Source organism: Acinetobacter sp. YH01020 (genome assembly GCF_013420275.1).
Classification (GTDB): Bacteria; Pseudomonadota; Gammaproteobacteria; order Pseudomonadales; family Moraxellaceae; genus Acinetobacter; species Acinetobacter amyesii.
In genome coordinates this window covers 15,022-34,450 of sequence record NZ_VOYN01000030.1, presented here as the reverse complement: position 1 = coordinate 34,450, position 19,429 = coordinate 15,022, and the positions used below count along the sequence as shown (strand labels likewise).

At 41.1% G+C, this 19,429-nt stretch carries 19 protein-coding genes; 12 read left to right on the top strand and 7 right to left on the bottom strand.

Annotated features, from left to right (window positions below):
* Positions 1-48: 48 nt before the first annotated feature.
* The 3 genes from guaD (at position 49) to FTT85_RS11850 (ending at position 2,556) form a co-directional block, all read left to right on the top strand.
* Positions 49-1,365 (top strand): guanine deaminase, encoded by a 1,317-nt coding sequence (guaD, locus tag FTT85_RS11860; RefSeq protein ID WP_180109496.1) that lies wholly within the window; start codon positions 49-51, stop codon positions 1,363-1,365.
* A 225-nt stretch (positions 1,366-1,590) separates the two neighbouring features.
* On the top strand, positions 1,591-2,118 hold the full coding sequence (gene hpt, locus FTT85_RS11855) for a hypoxanthine phosphoribosyltransferase (RefSeq protein WP_078194457.1): 528 nt from the start codon (positions 1,591-1,593) through the stop codon (positions 2,116-2,118).
* Between the two features lie 180 nt (positions 2,119-2,298).
* On the top strand, positions 2,299-2,556 hold the full coding sequence (locus FTT85_RS11850) for a GlsB/YeaQ/YmgE family stress response membrane protein (RefSeq protein WP_180027157.1): 258 nt from the start codon (positions 2,299-2,301) through the stop codon (positions 2,554-2,556).
* A gap of 81 nt (positions 2,557-2,637) precedes the next feature.
* Here FTT85_RS11850 and FTT85_RS11845 read toward each other — a convergent pair whose 3' ends face one another.
* Together FTT85_RS11845 and dmeF are read right to left on the bottom strand one after the other, a co-directional pair.
* Positions 2,638-3,336, bottom strand: a complete 699-nt coding sequence (locus FTT85_RS11845; RefSeq protein ID WP_180110255.1) for a DsbC family protein — start codon at positions 3,334-3,336, stop codon at positions 2,638-2,640.
* 113 nt (positions 3,337-3,449) lie between these two features.
* Positions 3,450-4,400 carry a CDF family Co(II)/Ni(II) efflux transporter DmeF gene (dmeF, locus tag FTT85_RS11840; protein WP_180065698.1) on the bottom strand — a complete coding sequence of 317 codons (951 nt, stop codon included), beginning with the start codon at positions 4,398-4,400 and terminating at the stop codon, positions 3,450-3,452.
* Positions 4,401-4,456: 56 nt separating this feature from the next.
* On the opposite strand from dmeF, the gene FTT85_RS11835 reads away from it, so the two are divergent.
* The 4 genes from FTT85_RS11835 to FTT85_RS11820 all read left to right on the top strand — a co-directional run bounded on the left by FTT85_RS11835 (position 4,457) and on the right by FTT85_RS11820 (position 7,322).
* On the top strand, positions 4,457-4,723 hold the full coding sequence (locus FTT85_RS11835; protein WP_180009138.1) for a metal/formaldehyde-sensitive transcriptional repressor: 267 nt from the start codon (positions 4,457-4,459) through the stop codon (positions 4,721-4,723).
* A 115-nt stretch (positions 4,724-4,838) separates the two neighbouring features.
* Entirely contained in the window at positions 4,839-6,014 is a 1,176-nt protein-coding gene (locus FTT85_RS11830) for an MFS transporter (protein WP_257232156.1), read from the top strand.
* 128 nt (positions 6,015-6,142) lie between these two features.
* Positions 6,143-6,895 (top strand): hypothetical protein, encoded by a 753-nt coding sequence (locus FTT85_RS11825; RefSeq protein ID WP_180110249.1) that lies wholly within the window; start codon positions 6,143-6,145, stop codon positions 6,893-6,895.
* A gap of 118 nt (positions 6,896-7,013) precedes the next feature.
* Entirely contained in the window at positions 7,014-7,322 is a 309-nt protein-coding gene (locus FTT85_RS11820) for a hypothetical protein (protein WP_180110248.1), read from the top strand.
* A gap of 85 nt (positions 7,323-7,407) precedes the next feature.
* Here FTT85_RS11820 and mnmE read toward each other — a convergent pair whose 3' ends face one another.
* The 5 genes from mnmE to rpmH all read right to left on the bottom strand — a co-directional run bounded on the left by mnmE (position 7,408) and on the right by rpmH (position 11,516).
* Positions 7,408-8,763 (bottom strand): tRNA uridine-5-carboxymethylaminomethyl(34) synthesis GTPase MnmE, encoded by a 1,356-nt coding sequence (gene mnmE / locus FTT85_RS11815; protein WP_180009134.1) that lies wholly within the window; start codon positions 8,761-8,763, stop codon positions 7,408-7,410.
* Between the two features lie 92 nt (positions 8,764-8,855).
* Positions 8,856-10,622: a membrane protein insertase YidC gene (gene yidC, locus FTT85_RS11810; protein WP_180005505.1), complete on the bottom strand. Its 1,767-nt coding sequence runs from the start codon at positions 10,620-10,622 to the stop codon at positions 8,856-8,858.
* Positions 10,623-10,627: 5 nt separating this feature from the next.
* A complete protein-coding gene (gene yidD, locus FTT85_RS11805; protein WP_078189510.1) occupies positions 10,628-10,948 on the bottom strand; it encodes a membrane protein insertion efficiency factor YidD in 321 nt (106 codons plus the stop codon).
* A gap of 9 nt (positions 10,949-10,957) precedes the next feature.
* Complete coding sequence (gene rnpA, locus FTT85_RS11800; RefSeq protein WP_078189509.1) at positions 10,958-11,350, bottom strand: ribonuclease P protein component; 393 nt, start codon at positions 11,348-11,350, stop codon at positions 10,958-10,960.
* 31 nt (positions 11,351-11,381) lie between these two features.
* Positions 11,382-11,516: a 50S ribosomal protein L34 gene (rpmH, locus tag FTT85_RS11795; RefSeq protein WP_000831329.1), complete on the bottom strand. Its 135-nt coding sequence runs from the start codon at positions 11,514-11,516 to the stop codon at positions 11,382-11,384.
* Positions 11,517-12,176: 660 nt separating this feature from the next.
* Here rpmH and dnaA point away from each other — a divergent pair.
* From dnaA to FTT85_RS11770, 5 genes are all read left to right on the top strand, one after another.
* Positions 12,177-13,562, top strand: coding sequence for a chromosomal replication initiator protein DnaA (gene dnaA, locus FTT85_RS11790; RefSeq protein WP_180005504.1), 1,386 nt, complete (start codon positions 12,177-12,179; stop codon positions 13,560-13,562).
* A gap of 108 nt (positions 13,563-13,670) precedes the next feature.
* Positions 13,671-14,819 (top strand): DNA polymerase III subunit beta, encoded by a 1,149-nt coding sequence (gene dnaN, locus FTT85_RS11785; RefSeq protein ID WP_180005503.1) that lies wholly within the window; start codon positions 13,671-13,673, stop codon positions 14,817-14,819.
* A gap of 23 nt (positions 14,820-14,842) precedes the next feature.
* A complete protein-coding gene (gene recF / locus FTT85_RS11780; RefSeq protein WP_180005502.1) occupies positions 14,843-15,925 on the top strand; it encodes a DNA replication/repair protein RecF in 1,083 nt (360 codons plus the stop codon).
* 43 nt (positions 15,926-15,968) lie between these two features.
* Entirely contained in the window at positions 15,969-18,437 is a 2,469-nt protein-coding gene (gyrB, locus tag FTT85_RS11775; protein WP_180183616.1) for a DNA topoisomerase (ATP-hydrolyzing) subunit B, read from the top strand.
* Positions 18,438-18,608: 171 nt separating this feature from the next.
* Positions 18,609-18,986: a hypothetical protein gene (locus FTT85_RS11770; protein ID WP_180009124.1), complete on the top strand. Its 378-nt coding sequence runs from the start codon at positions 18,609-18,611 to the stop codon at positions 18,984-18,986.
* The last annotated feature ends 443 nt before the right edge of the window (positions 18,987-19,429 follow it).

The window sequence follows — 19,429 nt, the reverse complement described above, 5'->3', positions numbered from 1 at the left end:
CAAATTGGGCTACAATCAACCGAAAAAATTCTAAACTGCAGGTATGTCATGTCTTCTGTTATCGCATCTACAGCGATCCGTGGTCGCTTTCTAGATATTCAGAATACAGTTGCCCAAGCACGTGAAATTCACGACCAAGTGCGCTATTTCGAAGATGGTTTGCTAATTACGCAAGCCGGAAAAATTCAATGGTTCGGTCCATGGTCTGAGGGCCAACACCATCTCCCAGATCAGGTTGAAGTACAGCATTATCCTGATCAATTGATTGTTCCGGGTTTCATCGATACCCATATTCATTATCCACAAACGGAAATGATGGGGGCTTATGGTGAACAGCTATTGGAATGGCTCGATACCTATACCTTTCCAACTGAAATCCAATTTGAAGATCCGGCTTATGCAGAGCAAATTGCACAGTTCTTTGTAAACGAGTTACTCAAAAACGGAACTACAACAGCTCTTGTTTTTTGTACCGTTCATCCACAATCGGTCGATGCTTTATTTAAAGCTGCAGAACAGCATCAGATGCGCTTAATTGCCGGTAAGGTCATGATGGATCGACATGCCCCTGAAGCATTATGTGACACTGCAGAGAGTGGCTATAACGACTCCAAAGCACTCATCAAAAAGTGGCATGGCAAGGGCCGTAACCTGTATGCCATCACGCCTCGCTTTGCCCCAACCTCAACGCCTGAACAATTGGCACGGGCAGGGGAGCTAAAAGCCGAGTATCCTGATGTCTATGTACATACGCATTTAAGTGAAAATAAAAATGAAATCGCGTGGGTCAAATCATTATTCCCTGAGCAAAACGGCTATTTGGACGTTTATCATCATTATGGTCTGACCGGATCACGTTCCGTGTTTGCGCACTGCGTGCATTTGGAAGATGCCGAGTGGGAGTGTATGCATCAGACCAACTCTGCAATCGCGTTTTGTCCAACCTCGAACTTGTTCCTAGGCAGTGGTTTATTTCCATTAAAGAAAACATGGGAAAAACAGGTGAAAGTCGGCTTAGGCACAGACATTGGCGCAGGCACCTCATTTAACCAACTACAAACCATCAATGAAGCCTACAAAGTTCAACAACTTCAAGGCGATAAACTGTCCGCATTTGAAGCGCTGTACCATGCCACTTTAGGGGGAGCAAAAGCCTTAGATCTAGAGGACAAACTTGGAAACTTTGATTTGGGCAAAGAAGCAGATTTTGTGGTGCTCGATTTAAATGCCACGGCTTTACAAGCCTTACGTCAACAACGTGCCAAAAATCTGGAAGATGCTTTATTTGCCCTCATGCTGATGGGTGATGATCGTAATATCCATGCCACCTATGTGTTTGGACAATGTGCGTATGTCAAAGCATAAAACGGCTCGACCGAGACGAAAAACAGCGTTGAAAATTGGACTGATTACCGTCGCTTGTCTGTGCTTACTCAAGCGTGACAGCACTTCCAAGAAAAACTGATTACATTTTCAACGGCAAAAAAGATGCATCTGCGAGCCAGATGTATTAAAATTGGTTCATCTTTAGAGGTGTTGCAAGTCAACACCTTTTTTATTTTTTTGATTTGCTTTTTTAGGTATCTACCCATGTCTGTTCAAATGAGCGTACTGATTTCCACTGAAGAAATTCAAGCTAAAGTGAAAGAGCTTGGCGCAAAAATTGATGCACACTATGCTAACAGCGACAAAGAGTTGGTGTTAATCGGTCTTTTACGCGGTTCTGTTATTTTTATGGCTGACCTTTGCCGCGCAATTTCAAAACCGCATGAACTCGACTTCATGACCGTTTCAAGTTATGGCGGTGGGACCGTATCTACTCGTGATGTAAAAATCTTAAAAGACTTAGACGGCGACATTAAAGATAAAGATGTCTTGGTGGTTGAAGATATTATCGATTCAGGAAATACCTTAAGCAAAGTTTTAGAAATTTTACAGACGCGCAATCCAAATTCAATCGAGCTTTGTACTTTGGTTAGCAAGCCTTCACGTCGTGAGATTGAACTCGAAGTGAAATTTTTAGGTTTTGAAGTCGAAGATAAATTTATCGTAGGTTATGGTCTGGACTATGATCAAAAATATCGTCACATTCCATTTATTGGCGAAATTGGTCTCTAAGCAAGATCAGATACTTAAGAGTGGCCTAAGGCCACTTTTTTTTTACTTTTCTGGCTATTTCAGAACAAAAAAACAACAGTTTTTTGCATGTTTAGGCTGTAGCTCAGCTTAGTTTTGATTAAAGATAAAGATTGAACATGTCGTAAAAAACAAATACATGATAACAAAAGGAGAGTTACTATGTGGTCACTCATTGTTGCGATTGTTGTTGGTTTTATTGCTGGTTTAATTGCACGTGCGATCCATCCTGGAGATGACAAAGCGGGTTTCATTATGACCACCCTTCTCGGGATAGCAGGTTCCTTACTTGCGACCTATGGCGGACGTTTATTAGGTCTATATGGAGAAAATTCTGCCGCTGGATTTATCGCATCCGTTATTGGTGCGATTATCGTGTTGTTTATCTATAATCTCGTTACGAAAAAAACCCGTGTCTAGTTTTTTTTATAACGCCATTAAAATACCCGCCTATAGACGGGTATTTTTTTAATTGTACTTTATTCATCGTACAGCTTGAAATTATTTAATCTCTTTTAAAATTGATTCTAATTCAGCAGTCGGGTATGCACCTGTTAAAATCGAACCATTAGCAAACACAATTCCCGGTGTACCATTTAATTTTAAGCTTTTTGCTAATTTTAAATTTCGCTCAATCGGGTTTGCACAGCTTTTCGCTGACTTCGGTTGAATTCCCTTATTGATTAAATTATTCCAGGCCATAGCAGGGTTTGACTCACAAAAAATCTGCTTCGATGGCGCCAACGACTGTGGTTTTATCGCTGTGACAAAAGTATAAATGGTCACATCATTGAGTTTTGCCAGTTCTACTTCAAGCTTCTTACAATATGGGCAATTTGGGTCAGAAAAGATCGCGATTTGGCGCTTCCCATTCCCCCTGACTGTTTTAATCGCATCTTGTAATGGAAGTTTATTCCACTCAGTTTTTTGCTGACTGAGGATCAATTGTTTGGTCAGATTTTTTTGATCTTTTAAACGAATCATAGAACCTGCGATCACATAATCCGCATTTTCACTCAAATACAAAACTTGATCTTCAACAAAGCCACTATATATGCCCGGCATTTCGGTACTTTGAATATTCTCAATTTTTAAACCGGGGTGCTTTTCTGCCAAGAGCTTTTGAACGTGTGCCGCATCTGCCAAAGCAAAAGTCGAAAGGGTGGTACTCAACGCCAACGCACATATTTTTTTCAACATAGACCGAACTTCAACATTTAATTGATTCAGCATTCTAAGCCTTAACACGTGAAAGTCTTGGGCTTTTTTCAGTTCATTACGCAATAGCTACATGCCGTTTCACGTGGAACATATTAAGCTGCATCAGGTGAATTAATTTCAACAGACACATGTACAATTTCTTCATGAATCGACAGCGCTTGACGCACTTCATCTGCGCTCAATGCCTGACTGGTTTCTAAAGCCACAATACATGAAAACTGACCTTTACCCACTTTCCACACATGTAAATCGGTCACATCGACGTCGACAGGCAATTGCATTAAAACCTCTCGGATCTCATCAACGACAGGGTGATCCATTTCCGCATCCAGTAATGTTTGTCCTGTTTCTTTCATCAAGCCAATGGCCCACTTACCGACCAGCACTGCACCAACAATCCCCAATAGCGCATCTAAAAATCCCCAACCCATCCATTTTCCGGCAAATAAAGCCACAATCGCCAATACCGAAGTCACCGCATCAGCAACCACATGCATGAAGGCTGCTTTCTGATTGAGATCGTGATGATGATCATGCTGCTCCTCATGGCTATGCTCATGATGGTGATGGTGATGGTGATGGTGATGGTGATGGTCATCATGCAATAACCAAGCACAGATCAAGTTCACCACCAGACCTAAAATCGCAATAGGGATTGCTTCGTTATAATGAATTTGGACCGGGTTGAATAAGCGTTCCACCGAATGAAAAGCCATAAATGCAGCAACAACCATCAATAATATCGCGCTGCTATAGCCCGCTAAAATTTCAATTTTCCAAGTTCCAAAGCTAAAACGAGCGTCTTGAGCATAGTGGCGTGCCGCACGATAGGCAAAATAGGCCAAGCCTAATGCCAACATATGTGAACTCATATGCCAGCCATCTGCCAATAATGCCATCGAATTAAAAATCCAACCGCCAATGACTTCTAACAACATCATGACTGCCGTTAAAATAGTGGCAATTAAGATCCGTTTTTGTGCGAGTGGATTACCTTCATCAAATTGATGATGATGAATTCGGATGGATGGGGAAGTTTTCATTAGGTTCTATGCTTAAATATACTCCCCCATAGTATATTTATTTTCGGGAGAAAGTGTTGAGTCATTTACATCAGGACAAAAAGATTTTAAATCGGGTTAAACGTCTACAAGGTCAGGTCAATGCGGTTGAACTGGCTTTACAGCAACCCGAAGCAGGGTGTATTGAGGTATTACAACAGGTTGCGGCCATCAAAGGTGCTGTAAATGGATTAATGAATGAATTAATCGAAGCACATTTACGCCATCATGTATTGCCTCAAGATGTTGAAATCAATGAAGCAGAACTGGAAGAATTTGTAAAACTGCTTAAACGCTATGGATAACGTTACAACTGTGATTTGACCATGGAAAACAATCGGCATTAAACTGAGTCCATATATTCTTCTTTCTCATACAGCACAATATTGACCCTATTGGCTGTACCTCTGCGACTTTAAAATGACCACATCTCCCTCTTGGCGACCGTTTATCATGGTGAGCCTTGCACTCTGTATGGGCACTATTGGTACAGCGCTAGCTAGTCCTCTGTATCCCATTTATCAACAACTTTGGGGACTGCTGCCGAGTCATATCACCTATATCTTTGTTGCCTACATGTTTGGTTGCCTAGCGACCTTGCTGTTTTTAGGTCGTACCAGTAACAGTTTTGGTTTTTTAAGAACCCTGCAAATCGGTATGGCGTGCATCATCTTAGGTTTAAGCTTATCAGTGTTTGCCAGTAATGCACTGTGGTTATCTATCGGGCGCTTTATTATCGGGATTGCCTCGGGTTTAATTAGCACCTCAGCCATGCTTGGCTTGGTCTATACCATTCCTGAACAGCATAAAAATAATGCACCGCAGCTGAGTTCAATCATTACCGTGATTGGTTTTGGTCTTGGCCCATTTATTGGTGGGGTGATTGCCCAATTTTCGGAACAGCCTTTAGTCACCCCTTATATCCCTGTGATCTTTGGGGGTTTGGCATGTCTAATTGGGTTGTTTTTTATTCGCACACCGAACTTTGAGCCACAGCCTTTTTCAGTGGCACCACATTTGGAATTGCCTGAAAAGCGTGATCATTCACGATTTTATATCGCCGGACTGACTGCCTTTTGTGCCTTTGGCTCTTTTAGCTTATTTGCATCACTCGCACCCTCTTTCGTCAAAGATGCGATCCCATGGCATGGCCCTTTGGTCAGTGGTAGTGCCATTGCAAGTATCTTGCTGGTTTCCGCTGTCGTGCAATTTATGGCGAAATCGATTCCTTCTGAAAAATGTGTCAATGCCGGCTTAATGGTGTTAATACTGAGCTATGCACTTCTTGCCCTATGTATGACCCAACACTGGAGTGCATTGTTTTTTATTAGCGATATTTTAGTGGGTGTCGGTCATGGTCTGGGGCTTTTAGGCGCATTTGGCTTAGTTCATCAAATGACCAACAATCAAAACCGTGCTGCGGTGATCTCGACCTATTTATTTATTGGATATCTAGGCACCATTATTCCAATTATTGCGGCCGGTTATTTATCTGATCATTTTGGCTTGATGGTCGGTGTTTTAGGTTTTTGTATTGGCGTAGGTTTATTGTGTATCGGCTTATTGCTTTGGCACCGCAGTCTGAACACCAATTAACCACTAAACTTATTCAAGAAGCATCTTGTATTGGGTGCTTCTTAAACCCAAAAACAATTAAGAAACCCTATAAAAATCAATCAAATTAAATTAAGATCTTGTGTGATGTGATTCAAAAATTTTAAAAAATGCTAAAAATTCAATGTCAAATTAACACTGCAGAAAATCAAATCATCGCCAACAGCGAATACGGGAATATTCACTATATTTTACCCTTTGAATCCTTACCGCAATTAGAAACCTATGATTTTATCGTTTGGGGCTTTTTACCCATTGCTATGCGCCTTGGCATCCCGCTGCATGTAGAAGGACCTATTTCAATACAAACCCTCCACTCCGCACGTGAGGTTTCAACGGTCTGGGCCGCTTGGTTACCTGATTTATATCAACCAGTCATGCTCAGTGCTGCATCAATCATTCAAACACCACCAGCAAACCAACCCACTCAAAATTTAAGCTTTTTTAGCGGTGGGATTGACTCCACATATAGTACATACAAAGCTTTTCTTGAAAATGGACAAGACTCTGATTGTCTCACTGTGCATGGAATGGATTATAAATTTGATGACCATGAAAAATTTCAGGCCTTAATGGATCAGACCCATAGTTTTAGAAGCCAAGTTTTTAAGCAAAGTCGCGTGGTAAAAACTGATGCTTACGCGCTGTACAGTAAATATGGCTGTAACCCTAAAGGTTCGCATGTCACACATATCTTTTCGCTGTTTTCCTGCGCTTCGATTTTTGAACATTACCAGCAATATCGAATTTCAGCCGATTACCGTTTAGATCAACAATTATTCGTTCATCCCTATGGCTCAAATACGGCATCCAACCGATTGATGAAGAACCGATCTGGGGGTCTTAATCACCCTCGACGATGATGTCACGCGATCACAAAAAACCGCATTTTTAAGCCAATCGAACTTAGATTTACAAACCCTGTCGATCTGTGTGAACTATACGGCTCGACCTAAAAATTGTGGTCAATGCAGCAAATGTATGCGCACCAAAGCCATGTTTTATGCCACTAGCCCCGAAATTCCCGATATCTTTTTAGATCGTCGCTTTGAAAAACAGTGGTATCAATCCATTCCATTAAGTTCAAAAATCAATCGTGCTTTTTTAATTGATATTTTGTCAGCGGTCGAAAAATCTTCGCAACAGCAACAATTTCCAGACTATGCAACACTCAAAGTCAAAGTTGAAGCCGCATCGAAAAGAGCAGCAATCAATCCTTTTTATGGGATGAAAATGAAAGATGTGCTGAGAACGATCTTTAAAATCATTTTGGGCTCAAACCCTCGCTAAACGATGTAAAAAAAGCACGATGTTTTCGAACATCGTGCTTTGGATGGATCTATCCATAGGTGAAATGAGGAGCTCAATCGTTTTATTACTTTCCGATACAGAACGATCCAAAAATCTTCCCGAGTAAATCATCTGCACTGAAATCACCCGTAATTTCACCTAAGGCATTTTGCGCCAAACGTAGAGACTCGGCTACCAACTCACCCGCATGATAAACCACCAACTGCTCACGTGCTTCTGCAAGATAGCGCTGAGTGCGCTTCATTGCATCTAAATGACGTGTTCGAGCAATAAAGGTATCTTCCTCTGGTTGAAAGCCTGCATGCGCTGTAATCGCATCAATAAGCGCTTGAACGCCGGTTTCTTGTTTAGCCGAAACACGAATATGTCGAAAACCGTTTAAATCGGTAATTTCTGCGGTAGATCCCGTCAAATCGCATTTATTACCAATCAGCATCAAACGCTTCGGTTCAATATGATCCGCGAAGTACGCTTGAGCCAATTGCAGTGGATCTTCGCCCTGACTTAAGTCATAGACCAAAAGTAACAAGTCAGCTTGCTCAATTTCTTTAATTGCGCGGCGAATCCCTTCTTTTTCGACGATATCACCGGTTTCACGTAAACCAGCGGTATCGGTCAAAGTAATCGGCAAACCATTGAGGCTTATTTTTTCATGTAAAACATCACGTGTCGTACCTGCAATATCCGTCACAATCGCACGTTCCACACCCGCCAAAGCATTGAGTAGAGATGACTTACCTGCATTAGGTTTACCGGCAATCACCACTTGTAAACCCTCACGTAGTAACTGACCTTGACGAGCAGACTGCTGTACAGCATGGACCGAGCTTGCCACTTCATCCAATAAGCCCAAAATCTTACCATCCGCCAAAAAGTCGATTTCTTCTTCAGGAAAATCAATCGCTGCTTCCACATGCAAACGCAAATGGATAAGTTTTTCTAGCACCGTATTAACCTTGCTCGAAAAGGCACCTTGTAATGAACGTACCGCAGAACGTGCCGCTGCTTGTGAGGTGGCATCAATCAGGTCGGCAATCGCCTCGGCTTGCACCAAGTCCATTTTGCCATTTTCAAAGGCGCGCATTGAAAATTCGCCCGCTTTTGCAGCAATAGCACCCAATTCAAGTAACCGTGCCAATAATGCATTTTGAATAACGGGGCCGCCATGACCTTGAAGCTCCACCACATCCTCGCCCGTAAAAGAGTGCGGATTTGGAAAGCAAATCACCAAACCTTCATCCATGATTTCATTCGATGCATCATAAAACTTACGGAAACCAGCAAAACGAGCTTGAGGTAGGGATTGCTGCGTTAATGCTTCTGCAATGGCATAAGATTTGGGACCAGACAGGCGAATCACGCCGACACCACCACGACCCGGCGGTGTGGCAATTGCTGCGATGGTGGTTCGGTTTAACATAAAATTCACCTAAAAATTTTCAAACGACAGATAAAGAAAAATCCGCCTAAGATTACCATCTTAAGCGGATTTATTCAGCCCATCAGCAATGCTTAGTTTGCTGAGTCAGCCGCTTCACGTTTTAAACGGTCTTTTTCAACTGATTTGTTAATCAAACCTTGTTGAAGAATAGTAATACTGTTGTTACAGATCCAGTAAAGCACAAGGCCCGCAGGGAAGAACAACATAAATACCGTAAAGATCACTGGCATGATTTTGAAGACTTTCGCCTGCATTGGATCAGCCGGTTGTGGGTTCAAACTTTGCTGAATGAACATGGTCAAGCCCATTAATAGCGGCAAAATAAACCATGGATCCATCGCAGATAAATCTTGAATCCAACCTAACCACGGCGCATGACGTAGTTCAACAGACTCCATCAATACCCAGTACAAAGCAAGGAAGATCGGCATTTGGAGCAATAACGGCAAGCAACCCGACAGTGGATTCACTTGTTCACGTTTATACAATGCCATCATTTCTTGCGAGAAGCGCATACGGTCTTCACCGAACTCTTCTTTCATGCGTTGCATTTCAGGTGCAATCACACGCATTTTCGCCATAGAGCGGTAGCTCTTCGACGACAATGGCCATAAGATCAGTTTCACCAGAATCGTCAATAGAATAATTGACCAACCCCAGTTACCCACTAAACCGTGGAAAAACTCAAGACCGACAAACAATAATTTCGCAATAGGCCACAACCAACCGTAGTCTACAGTTTGGTTTAAACCAACCGCCAATTCTTTTAATTCAGATTGGATTTTTGGACCTGAATAGAACGTTGCATCTACTTCTGCCACAGTTCCTGCAGGAACATTGATTGCAGGTGAAGTGAACTGAATAATGTTCATATCATCAGTAGATTTACGTGACTCAAGTTTCGCAGCATAAGGCTGACCATTGGCTTGCGTTAATTTGATCTGTCCAGGAATCCACGCACTCACGAAGTAATGCTGAACCATTGCAACCCAACCGCCAGTTGCTTCAACATTCAATTTTTCTTCATTGAAGTTGGCAAATTTAAGTTTGTTGTAATGTTCTTCAGGCGTACCCCATGCACCACCAAGGAATGTACCTAAAGTGAAAATACCTTGATCAGATTTACCTGGATCTTCAGAGTTGTCGCGTTTAAGCTGACCAAACATCTGACCTTGCCAGTTCTGAGCACTGCGGTTCACGATTTTATGATTCACAACAACAGGGTATTCACCTTCAGTGAAGTTAAAGGTTTTAATAACCTCTACACCATCTGCTGTTTTATAAACCATTGGTACTGACAAAACTTTTGCTGTTTGGCCATCTTTACCCTTCACAGCTTTTGCGTCATTTAACGTATATGAAGATTTTTCAATCTCATAGGTCGGACGTCCTTTCGGATTGCTGTCAGGGCCATTAAGACCAATTAAGCCAGACTGAGCAACATAAGTCCGTTTTGCATCGCTTTCAAGCATTACAAACGGTTCATCGCTGTCTTTATTTTTGTCATGATTGAGTAATTCAATACGAACAATATCGCCACCCTTTGGATTAATCCAAAGATGGTAAAGGTCAGTTTGTACTGAAATTAACTGTTGACTAACAGGTGCAGTGGCATCTGTTGTTTGTTGTGTAGCAGCATTATTTGCTTGCGGCACATCAGTAGCAGCCGTAGCTGTCTGGCCATTTGGTAAATCGGCAGATACTTCATGCGTTACTACCGCAGCATTTTGCTGAGGTTTTTGTTCCGCATTTCCATAATCTTTCTGCCAAGCCAAAATGAGCAAATATGCGACAACAAACATGGCCCCTAGAATTGCAATCCTGGCCCATTGTTGCATAGGTATTACCCCAAGTGGTTAGAGTGATTTTGGTTCAATAAACGTTCACGAAAGGGTACAGCAACGTGAAGCGTTTGAGAATCTATTTGCTGAAATGAAATAAAACGAATTGCTTTTGATGGAACAGGATCATAGCCTGAACCGCCCCAAGGATGACAACGGCAAATACGCTGAACAGCTAGACACACTCCACGTACAGCACCATGTTGATGGACTGCTTCCAAAGAATATTGAGAACATGTTGGAATATAACGACAGCGTGGTCCCAATAAAGGACTAATCGCAATCTGATAGAAACGAATGAGCCAATGCAGTAAACGAACCATTGGTCATCTCTACGCTTGTGGGGAGGTAGCTATTTTTTTATGCTTATTTGCAAGGCGCTGCAATTTTTGCCAAGCAAATTGTAATTGCTGATGCAACTCTGCATTCGGTACCGCCTCTATGCCCATTTTTGGCATAACGACAATATCTAATACATTAGACTGCTGTTGATGCAGGCGAAAACTTTCGCGTGCAAGTCGCTTTACTCGATTTCTTTCATGTGCGCGGCGCACTTTTTTCTTAGCAACAACAATACCCAAACGGCTATTCGGCTGTTCGGAGATTTTTGCTAGAAATAAGAAATGGGGTTGATGCACTTTAAAAAGCGCACCATCGAACACACTTTTATAATCGGCAGCACAGTGTATTCGCACATCTGTGCTAAAGCCGTAAAGTGTTGTCATAACACCCAAGTCTTGACAGTCTTAACTGAAATTAAACAGTTAAGCTGTGACGACCTTTCGCACGACGACGCGCTAATACTTGACGGCCAGCTTTAGTAGCCATGCGAGCACGGAAACCATGAACGCGTTTACGTTTCAACTCAGAAGGTTGGAAAGTACGTTTCATATCGAAACTCCAAAAATGATCTTTCAGTAAAGGTTCGCGATTTTAGTGCTCATTGCTTGAGCTGTCAATGAAAAACACGCTTTCTTTCAAAATCTAGGCTGTGATATATCAAGATAATATAAGGATTAGAAATCAGTTATAAAGGTTTAAATTAAAATACTCACAAACTAAATCATTGTATATGTTAATTATTTAAATTATCTTCAAGTTTACTCACAGATTTATCCACAGTCTCGAATTTGTGAATTGGTTTTTATGAATTTAAATTTGAATTTAAACCAACCCTCGAGTTATCCCCAGAATGGGTCGATCTTATAAATAAATTCAAATTTTAAAATTTAAATTTATTACTATTAGTGTTGATATTTTCTGTGGAAAACGCATTTTTAGATTTAAAAAACAAATAATTATATTGTGGATAACGATGTTTTTATAATTTTGATAGTTTGTGGATAACTTTGTGCTACAATTTATCCACAGCTTGCGGATAAACTTATCCACACGTGATTTAAATTTAAATTTAAACTCAATTTGCGTTTTTTTGATCGATTTCGACTGATTTGTTCATGACAGATGTGGATAAGATGGTTAGAATGGCTGCCCGCTTAGGCGGGGTTGAATTATTTTTTTACGTACAATGGACTGAAATAGGGGTTTCACATGCTTTGGACAGACTGCTTAACTCGCTTGCGACAAGAGCTTTCAGGAAATGTCTATACAATGTGGATACGCCCACTGGTGGCAGAAGATGCAGGTGATAGTCTAAAACTCTATGCACCGAATCCGTATTGGACGCGCTATATTCAAGAGCACCATTTAGAACTGATTTCAATTTTAGCGGAACAGTTGTCTGAAGGTCGGGTACGTAAAGTTGAGATTTTGGTTGATTCACGGCCTGGTGCAATTTTATCTGCAGCTGAACAACCAGCAACAACCACCGCAGCATTAGAGTCAACACCACAAGTATCGGCACCGACTCGTCCTAAAAAAGAAAAAGAAGAGACGTCTTCAAAAAATAACCGTAAGCGTCAGCTTAACCCATTATTTACCTTTTCCTTGTTTGTTGAAGGCCGTTCCAATCAGATGGCGGCAGAAACCTGTCGTAAAGTCTTGACGCAGCCCGGTGCTTCGCAGCATAACCCGTTATTTTTATATGGACCGACTGGTTTAGGTAAAACCCATTTAATGCAAGCCGTAGGTAATGCATTATTGCAAGCGAAGCCGAATGCACGTGTGATGTACATGACGGCTGAAAGTTTTGTACAAGACTTTGTGAGCTCGCTACAGCAAGGTAAGGTCGAAGAATTCAAGAAAAACTGTCGTTCGCTAGATTTGTTATTGGTGGATGATATTCATTTGTTGGCGGGTAAAGAGGCCAGCTTAGTTGAGTTTTTCTATACCTTCAACGCGTTATTGGATGAATCTAAACAAATCATTTTAACCTCAGATCGTTATCCAAAAGAACTGACTGAGCTAGATCCACGTTTGGTTTCACGTTTTTCATGGGGCTTATCGGTGGGTGTTGAACCGCCTGATATTGAAACCCGTATTGAAATTTTACTGAAAAAAGCGGAAAGCAATGGGGTGGAACTTCCACGGAATTGTGCGCTGTTTATTGCTCAACAAGTGGTTGCTAATGTCCGTGAACTAGAAGGTGCGCTGAATAAAGTCGTAGCCATTTCTCGTTTTAAAGGCACCCCAATCGATCTAGATGTGGTGCGTGAATCGTTAAAAGATGTGTTGGCAATTCGTGCGCGCACCATCAGTACTGAAAACATTCAGCGTGTGGTGAGTGAATATTTCCGTATTCCATTGAAAGAATTGGTTGGTCCAAAACGTACACGTATTTATGCACGTCCACGTCAGTTGGCTATGGGGCTAGCACGTGAACTGACAGGGGATAGTTTCCCTGAAATTGGTATGGCTTTTGGTAATCGTGACCACAGTACTGTGATGCATGCCTGTGAAAAAGTACAAAGCCTGCGTGAAGAAGATCCAATCTTCAATGAGGACTATAAAAACTTGCAACGTCTGCTGCAAAGTTAAGTCTTTTCGTTCAAATTCTGTTCTTGCAATGCGGTATATTCTGCCGCATAGTACACTGCTAAAAAATTAATTTATTTTGTCTATCTTCAGTTTTTAGAGGAATGTATCGTGCGTTTAAAAATCGCGAAAGAAAGCTTACTGAATGTTCTATCACATGTCGTAGGAGCGGTTGAACGTCGCCATACCTTAAATATTTTATCCAATGTAAAAGTACAGGTAACTGAGCAAGCTTTGACCATTACCGGTTCAGATCTTGAAGTTGAACTGGTTGCAAGCACACCACTTACTGAAGGTGCATGTTTACAAGCAGGAGTGACGACTGTTCCTGCACGTAAATTGATGGATATCTGTAAATCATTACCGTCAGCGGCATTGATTGATTTGCAAATTACTGAAGATCAACGTTGTATTTTAAAATCGGGCAACAGTCGTTTTGTATTGGGTACTTTGCCTGCAGAAGACTATCCATTATTAACCACTGAAAATACTCAAGGCACTCAAGTCGGTGTGACTCAACGTGAGTTAAAGCGTTTATTTGAAAAAACGTCTTTTGCCATGGCGGTTCAAGATGTGCGTTTTTATTTGACGGGTACTTTGCTTGAAATTGATGAAAATCAATTGCGTGCAGTAACGACCGATGGTCACCGTTTAGCGATGTGTGAAACAGTGGCAAGCTCGAATGCGACACAAGCAATGCAAGCGATTGTTCCACGTAAAGCTGTAGGTGAATTGCAGCGTCTATTGAGTGTTGAAGACGAGCAATTATCGTTGTTAATTGGTCGTGAATTATTAAATGTAACGATTACCATTGCCAGCCGTGATAAAGAGCAGGGTGATATTACCGTACGTTTCACCACAAAATTGATCGATGGTAAATTCCCTGACTACCGCCGTGTGATTCCACGTGGTGGTGATAAAAATGTGCGCATTGCACATGATGTATTTAAACAATCACTACAACGTGTGGCGATTTTAAGTAATGAAAAATTGCGCGGCGTATTCTTGAAGTTTGATGCGGACACTTTACAACTTCGTGCCAATAACCCTGAGCAAGATGAAGCTATCGAAGATCTCGCAATTCAATATGCTGATGCACCGATGGAAATGTCATTCAATGCACAGTACTTATTGGAAGTTCTGAATGTATTGGATGGTGATGATGTTGCAATGACCATGACAGAAGCCAACCAATCTGTATTGGTACAAGATCCACAACAACAAGATCAAACCTATGTTGTGATGCCAATGCGTGTTTAATTCGGACTGACGTCTCAATTATTATGCATATCACGCGTTTACATGTAGAACGTGTTCGAAATTTAAAGACGGTTGCACTCTCTGGGTTGCAACCGTTTAATGTCTTTTATGGGCAAAATGGTTCAGGCAAAACTTCTGTATTAGAAGCAGTACATTTGCTGGCAACTGGACGTTCTTTTCGAACCCATATTCCGAAAAATTATATTCAAAATAACAGCCCTGACGCTGTCGTCTTTGCGCAGTCTGCAACAGACCGCATTGGTATGCAAAAAATGCAGTCGGGCGAGCAAGTGATAAAAATCAATGGCGACCTTGTGGGGACACAAGGGCAGTTGGCCAAGATTTTACCGCTACAACTCATCGATCCACAAAGTACCGATATTATTGATCATGGTGCGAAGCCACGACGTCAACTTTTAGATTGGTTGATGTTCCACGTGGAACCGGAGTTTTACCATGCATGGCAATATTATGCACGGGCATTAAAACAGCGGAATAGTTTGCTGAAATCACGACGTCATTTGAGTCTGTCTGACTTAGAACCGTGGAACAAAATGCTCAGTGATTATGGTGAGATATTACATAGTCTGCGCAGTAATGTGGTGGAACAGTGGACTCGATATTTCCAACAAGATCTCCAAGCCTTATTGCCGCATTTAACAGTGACGTTGGAATATAGTGCAGGCTTTCATGCCGAAACAGGGCTGTTGAATGATCTGACCAATCAGCACTTTAAAGACTGCGAACGTGGCTATACTGAGTATGGTCCGCACCGTGCAGATTTAAGGTTAAAAACCGCTATGGGGGATGCAGATGTTGTGCTCTCTCGTGGGCAAAAAAAGTTATTGATCATGGCGTTAAAACTGTCACAGATTGCAATGCTACATGCTTGTAATAAGGAAACTGTGGTATTATTAGATGATCTGACAGCAGAATTAGATTTAACCGCACAACAGCGTTTAATTGAGCGTTTAAGCCATCTTGGTAGTCAAGTTTTTATTACCACTTTAGACCATGATTCAGTGCAAAAACACTTACATGATTTATCTATTTCTTATCAATTATTCAAAGTTGAAAATGGTACGGTGCAGGCTGTTGTGCAATGAAATACCACCTTTGGATAGACCTATTTTTCACTAGGGAGAAACCATGAGTTCAGAAGATCAAGCTGCTTCTCAAACAGAACAAACCATAGAAAAAGCTTATGATTCCTCTAGCATCAAAGTATTACGTGGTCTAGACGCTGTACGTAAGCGTCCGGGCATGTATATTGGTGATACTGACGATGGTACTGGCCTACACCACATGGTGTTTGAAGTTGTCGATAACTCAATTGATGAAGCGTTGGCAGGTCATTGTGACGAAATTCAAGTCACCATCCATGAAGATGAATCTGTGAGCGTATCGGATAACGGCCGTGGTATTCCTACCGATATTCACCCAGAAGAAGGTGTTTCTGCAGCAGAAGTGATTTTAACGATTCTGCATGCGGGCGGTAAATTTGATGATAATAGCTATAAAGTTTCAGGCGGTCTACACGGTGTAGGTGTATCCGTGGTGAATGCGCTTTCAAGCAAGCTCGAATTAACTATTCATCGTGCGGGTCAAATCCACCAGCAAGAATATAAACACGGTGATTCTGTGTATCCATTAAAAGTGGTGGGTGAGACAGATCGTACCGGTACACGTGTACATTTTTGGCCAAGTTCTGAAACCTTCAGTCAAACGATTTTTAATGTCGATATTTTGGCGCGTCGTTTACGTGAATTATCTTTCCTGAATGCAGGTGTGCGAATTGTGCTACGTGACGAACGTATCAATTTAGAGCACGTTTATGACTATGAAGGTGGTTTGTCTGAGTTTGTAAAATATATTAACCAAGGCAAAACCCATCTGAATGATATCTTCCACTTTACTACTCAAGCGGATAATGGCATTGGTGTAGAAGTTGCATTGCAGTGGAATGATTCTTATCAGGAAAATGTTCGTTGCTTTACCAACAACATTCCACAAAAAGATGGTGGTACGCATTTAGCGGGTTTCCGTGCTGCATTAACTCGTGGCTTAAACAGCTACATGGAAAGCGAAAACTTACTCAAAAAAGAGAAAGTAGCAGTTTCTGGTGATGATGCGCGTGAAGGTTTAACTGCGATTGTTTCGGTGAAAGTGCCTGATCCAAAATTTTCTTCGCAAACCAAAGAAAAATTGGTGTCGAGCGAAGTGAAAACTGCGGTAGAGCAAGCCATGAATAAATCGTTCTCTGAATATCTTTTAGAGAATCCACAAGCTGCTAAATCGATTGCAGGCAAAATTATTGATGCGGCACGTGCGCGTGATGCAGCACGTAAAGCACGTGAAATGACACGTCGTAAGAGTGCGCTTGATATTGCAGGCCTGCCAGGTAAATTGGCCGATTGTCAGGAAAAAGATCCTGCATTATCTGAACTTTACTTAGTCGAAGGTGACTCTGCGGGCGGTTCTGCAAAACAGGGCCGTAACCGTAAGATGCAAGCGATTTTGCCACTTAAAGGTAAAATCCTCAACGTGGAACGTGCACGTTTTGACAAGATGATTTCTTCTCAAGAAGTGGGAACATTGATTACCGCTTTAGGCTGTGGTATTGGCCGTGAGGAATATAACCCAGACAAACTGCGTTATCACAAAATCATCATCATGACCGATGCCGACGTCGATGGTTCGCACATTCGTACGTTACTGTTGACCTTCTTCTTCCGTCAAATGCCAGAACTTGTGGAACGTGGATATATTTATATTGCACAGCCACCATTGTATAAGCTGAAAAAAGGTAAGCAAGAACAGTACATCAAAGATAATGATGCGCTTGAGACTTACCTGATTTCAAATGCAATTGATGAGCTTGAATTACACATCAGTGCAGAAGCACCTGCCATTCGTGGTGAGGCTTTAGCGGGTGTGATTGCGGATTATCAAACCTCTCAAAAGAGTTTGCATCGTCTGACTGTACGTTATCCTGCAAGTGTGTTGGATGGCTTATTGGCAGTAGAAGGCTTTAAGTTAGATCAAGCAAATAACCAAGACTATGTACAGACTTGGGGTGAGCAACTACGTGCCAATATTGAGAAAACTCAACCTAGCCTACGTCCTGAATTAAGCTTAGAAACTTTTGAGCATGAAGATACTGAAGGCAATAAGTCAGCGACCTATTTCCCGCGTATTACCATCTATGTTCATAATTTACCGCACCAATACTTGTTAGATTCAGGTCTATTGGGTTCAGGTGAATATGCGCGTTTACTCAAAAATTCGAAGAGTTGGTTCACCTTATTGGAAGAAGGTGCTTACCTACAAAAAGGCGAGCGCAAAATTCCAGTGAGCAGCTTCCATCAGGTTTGGCAAAACATCTTACAAGACTCACGCCGTGGCATGATGATTCAGCGCTATAAAGGTTTGGGTGAGATGAATGCTGAGCAGCTTTGGGAAACCACGATGGATCCTGAGAACCGTAACATGCTGCAAGTAACGGTACAGGATGCGATTGAAGCTGATCGTATGTTCTCTTGCTTGATGGGTGATGATGTGGAACCACGTCGTGCCTTCATTGAAGAAAATGCGTTAAATGCGGATATTGATGCCTAAATTCTGATTACAGAATCATTCAAAAAAGCACTCTTGGGAGTGCTTTTTTTTTATGCTATCTTAAATAAAATTGAATATTAAATCGCCAATTTGTGTTTTATAAAATTGACTTATTCTGATGCTAAGCTCAAATCTATTTGAACTTAGCAGCTAAAAATAAGAGGTCTATATATGATGGACAATCAACTTGAACACATTCGTGACATCTGGGTAAATGCATTTTTTACCGGAAATTATACCGTTCTTGCCAAATACGAAGATGAGCACTTTAAGGTGGTTTATGAGCAAGACGGGCGTGTCGAAAGTAATTATGTCCGCTATGAACGTATTGCACATGCAGTGAAGAATGGGGTTTGGAAACCACAAAAACCAGACGTAGAATTTGAAGAATATGAGTTTAATCGTGACCAAACTGAGTGCAAAATTTTAATTGGTTTAGCCGAAACACAGCAGCAAATACAGGAAATCTGGCATTTTGATCAGACCTGGAAAATACAAGAATTACGTTTTTTAAAGGCAAAAAAAGCCCATCCTTCTGCCTTATCTTAAACAATAAAAAGTTTAAATTGATGTCGTGAATGGAGATAAAATGCATCCATCTTGCAAATGTGGATAAGTTTTGTGAATTTTCACATTTAATAGTGTTCAACATCAAAGTCATTTATAATTGTGGATAACATCATTTAAAAATATTTATCCATAAAAAAGGTGGTTCGATATTTTGAATTTAAAAAATAAAAAATGAATTTAAAACTAAGATTTGAATTTAAAAATGGCTTTTGTGGATAACTGTGGTAATGAGTTTGATGTGAAGTATATTTTTTTGAATTCATTTACAAAATTAGGGTAAAAGCGATCGCTGAATTTTTAGATTCTTTCCGAATAGAAATGCCTTAACGATGCAATAACCAGTTGGATATGAACATTCGATTTTTTAAATATTTTTTAGATTTATAGTGTGATTATTATTGTGAAGTTTAAATAAAAAATCG

What these genes read in the sequence shown, in the direction of transcription:
- guaD (WP_180109496.1), top strand. Translation starts at nt 49, where the DNA reads ATGTCTTCTGTTATCGCATCTACAGCGATCCGTGGTCGCTTTCTAGAT.
- hpt (WP_078194457.1), top strand. Translation starts at nt 1,591, where the DNA reads ATGTCTGTTCAAATGAGCGTACTGATTTCCACTGAAGAAATTCAAGCT.
- FTT85_RS11850 (WP_180027157.1), top strand. Translation starts at nt 2,299, where the DNA reads ATGTGGTCACTCATTGTTGCGATTGTTGTTGGTTTTATTGCTGGTTTA.
- FTT85_RS11845 (WP_180110255.1), bottom strand. Translation starts at nt 3,336, where the DNA reads ATGTTGAAAAAAATATGTGCGTTGGCGTTGAGTACCACCCTTTCGACT.
- dmeF (WP_180065698.1), bottom strand. Translation starts at nt 4,400, where the DNA reads ATGAAAACTTCCCCATCCATCCGAATTCATCATCATCAATTTGATGAA.
- FTT85_RS11830 (WP_257232156.1), top strand. Translation starts at nt 4,839, where the DNA reads ATGACCACATCTCCCTCTTGGCGACCGTTTATCATGGTGAGCCTTGCA.
- FTT85_RS11825 (WP_180110249.1), top strand. Translation starts at nt 6,143, where the DNA reads ATGCTAAAAATTCAATGTCAAATTAACACTGCAGAAAATCAAATCATC.
- FTT85_RS11820 (WP_180110248.1), top strand. Translation starts at nt 7,014, where the DNA reads ATGCGCACCAAAGCCATGTTTTATGCCACTAGCCCCGAAATTCCCGAT.
- mnmE (WP_180009134.1), bottom strand. Translation starts at nt 8,763, where the DNA reads ATGTTAAACCGAACCACCATCGCAGCAATTGCCACACCGCCGGGTCGT.
- yidC (WP_180005505.1), bottom strand. Translation starts at nt 10,622, where the DNA reads ATGCAACAATGGGCCAGGATTGCAATTCTAGGGGCCATGTTTGTTGTC.
- yidD (WP_078189510.1), bottom strand. Translation starts at nt 10,948, where the DNA reads ATGGTTCGTTTACTGCATTGGCTCATTCGTTTCTATCAGATTGCGATT.
- rnpA (WP_078189509.1), bottom strand. Translation starts at nt 11,350, where the DNA reads ATGACAACACTTTACGGCTTTAGCACAGATGTGCGAATACACTGTGCT.
- rpmH (WP_000831329.1), bottom strand. Translation starts at nt 11,516, where the DNA reads ATGAAACGTACTTTCCAACCTTCTGAGTTGAAACGTAAACGCGTTCAT.
- dnaA (WP_180005504.1), top strand. Translation starts at nt 12,177, where the DNA reads ATGCTTTGGACAGACTGCTTAACTCGCTTGCGACAAGAGCTTTCAGGA.
- recF (WP_180005502.1), top strand. Translation starts at nt 14,843, where the DNA reads ATGCATATCACGCGTTTACATGTAGAACGTGTTCGAAATTTAAAGACG.
- gyrB (WP_180183616.1), top strand. Translation starts at nt 15,969, where the DNA reads ATGAGTTCAGAAGATCAAGCTGCTTCTCAAACAGAACAAACCATAGAA.
- FTT85_RS11770 (WP_180009124.1), top strand. Translation starts at nt 18,609, where the DNA reads ATGATGGACAATCAACTTGAACACATTCGTGACATCTGGGTAAATGCA.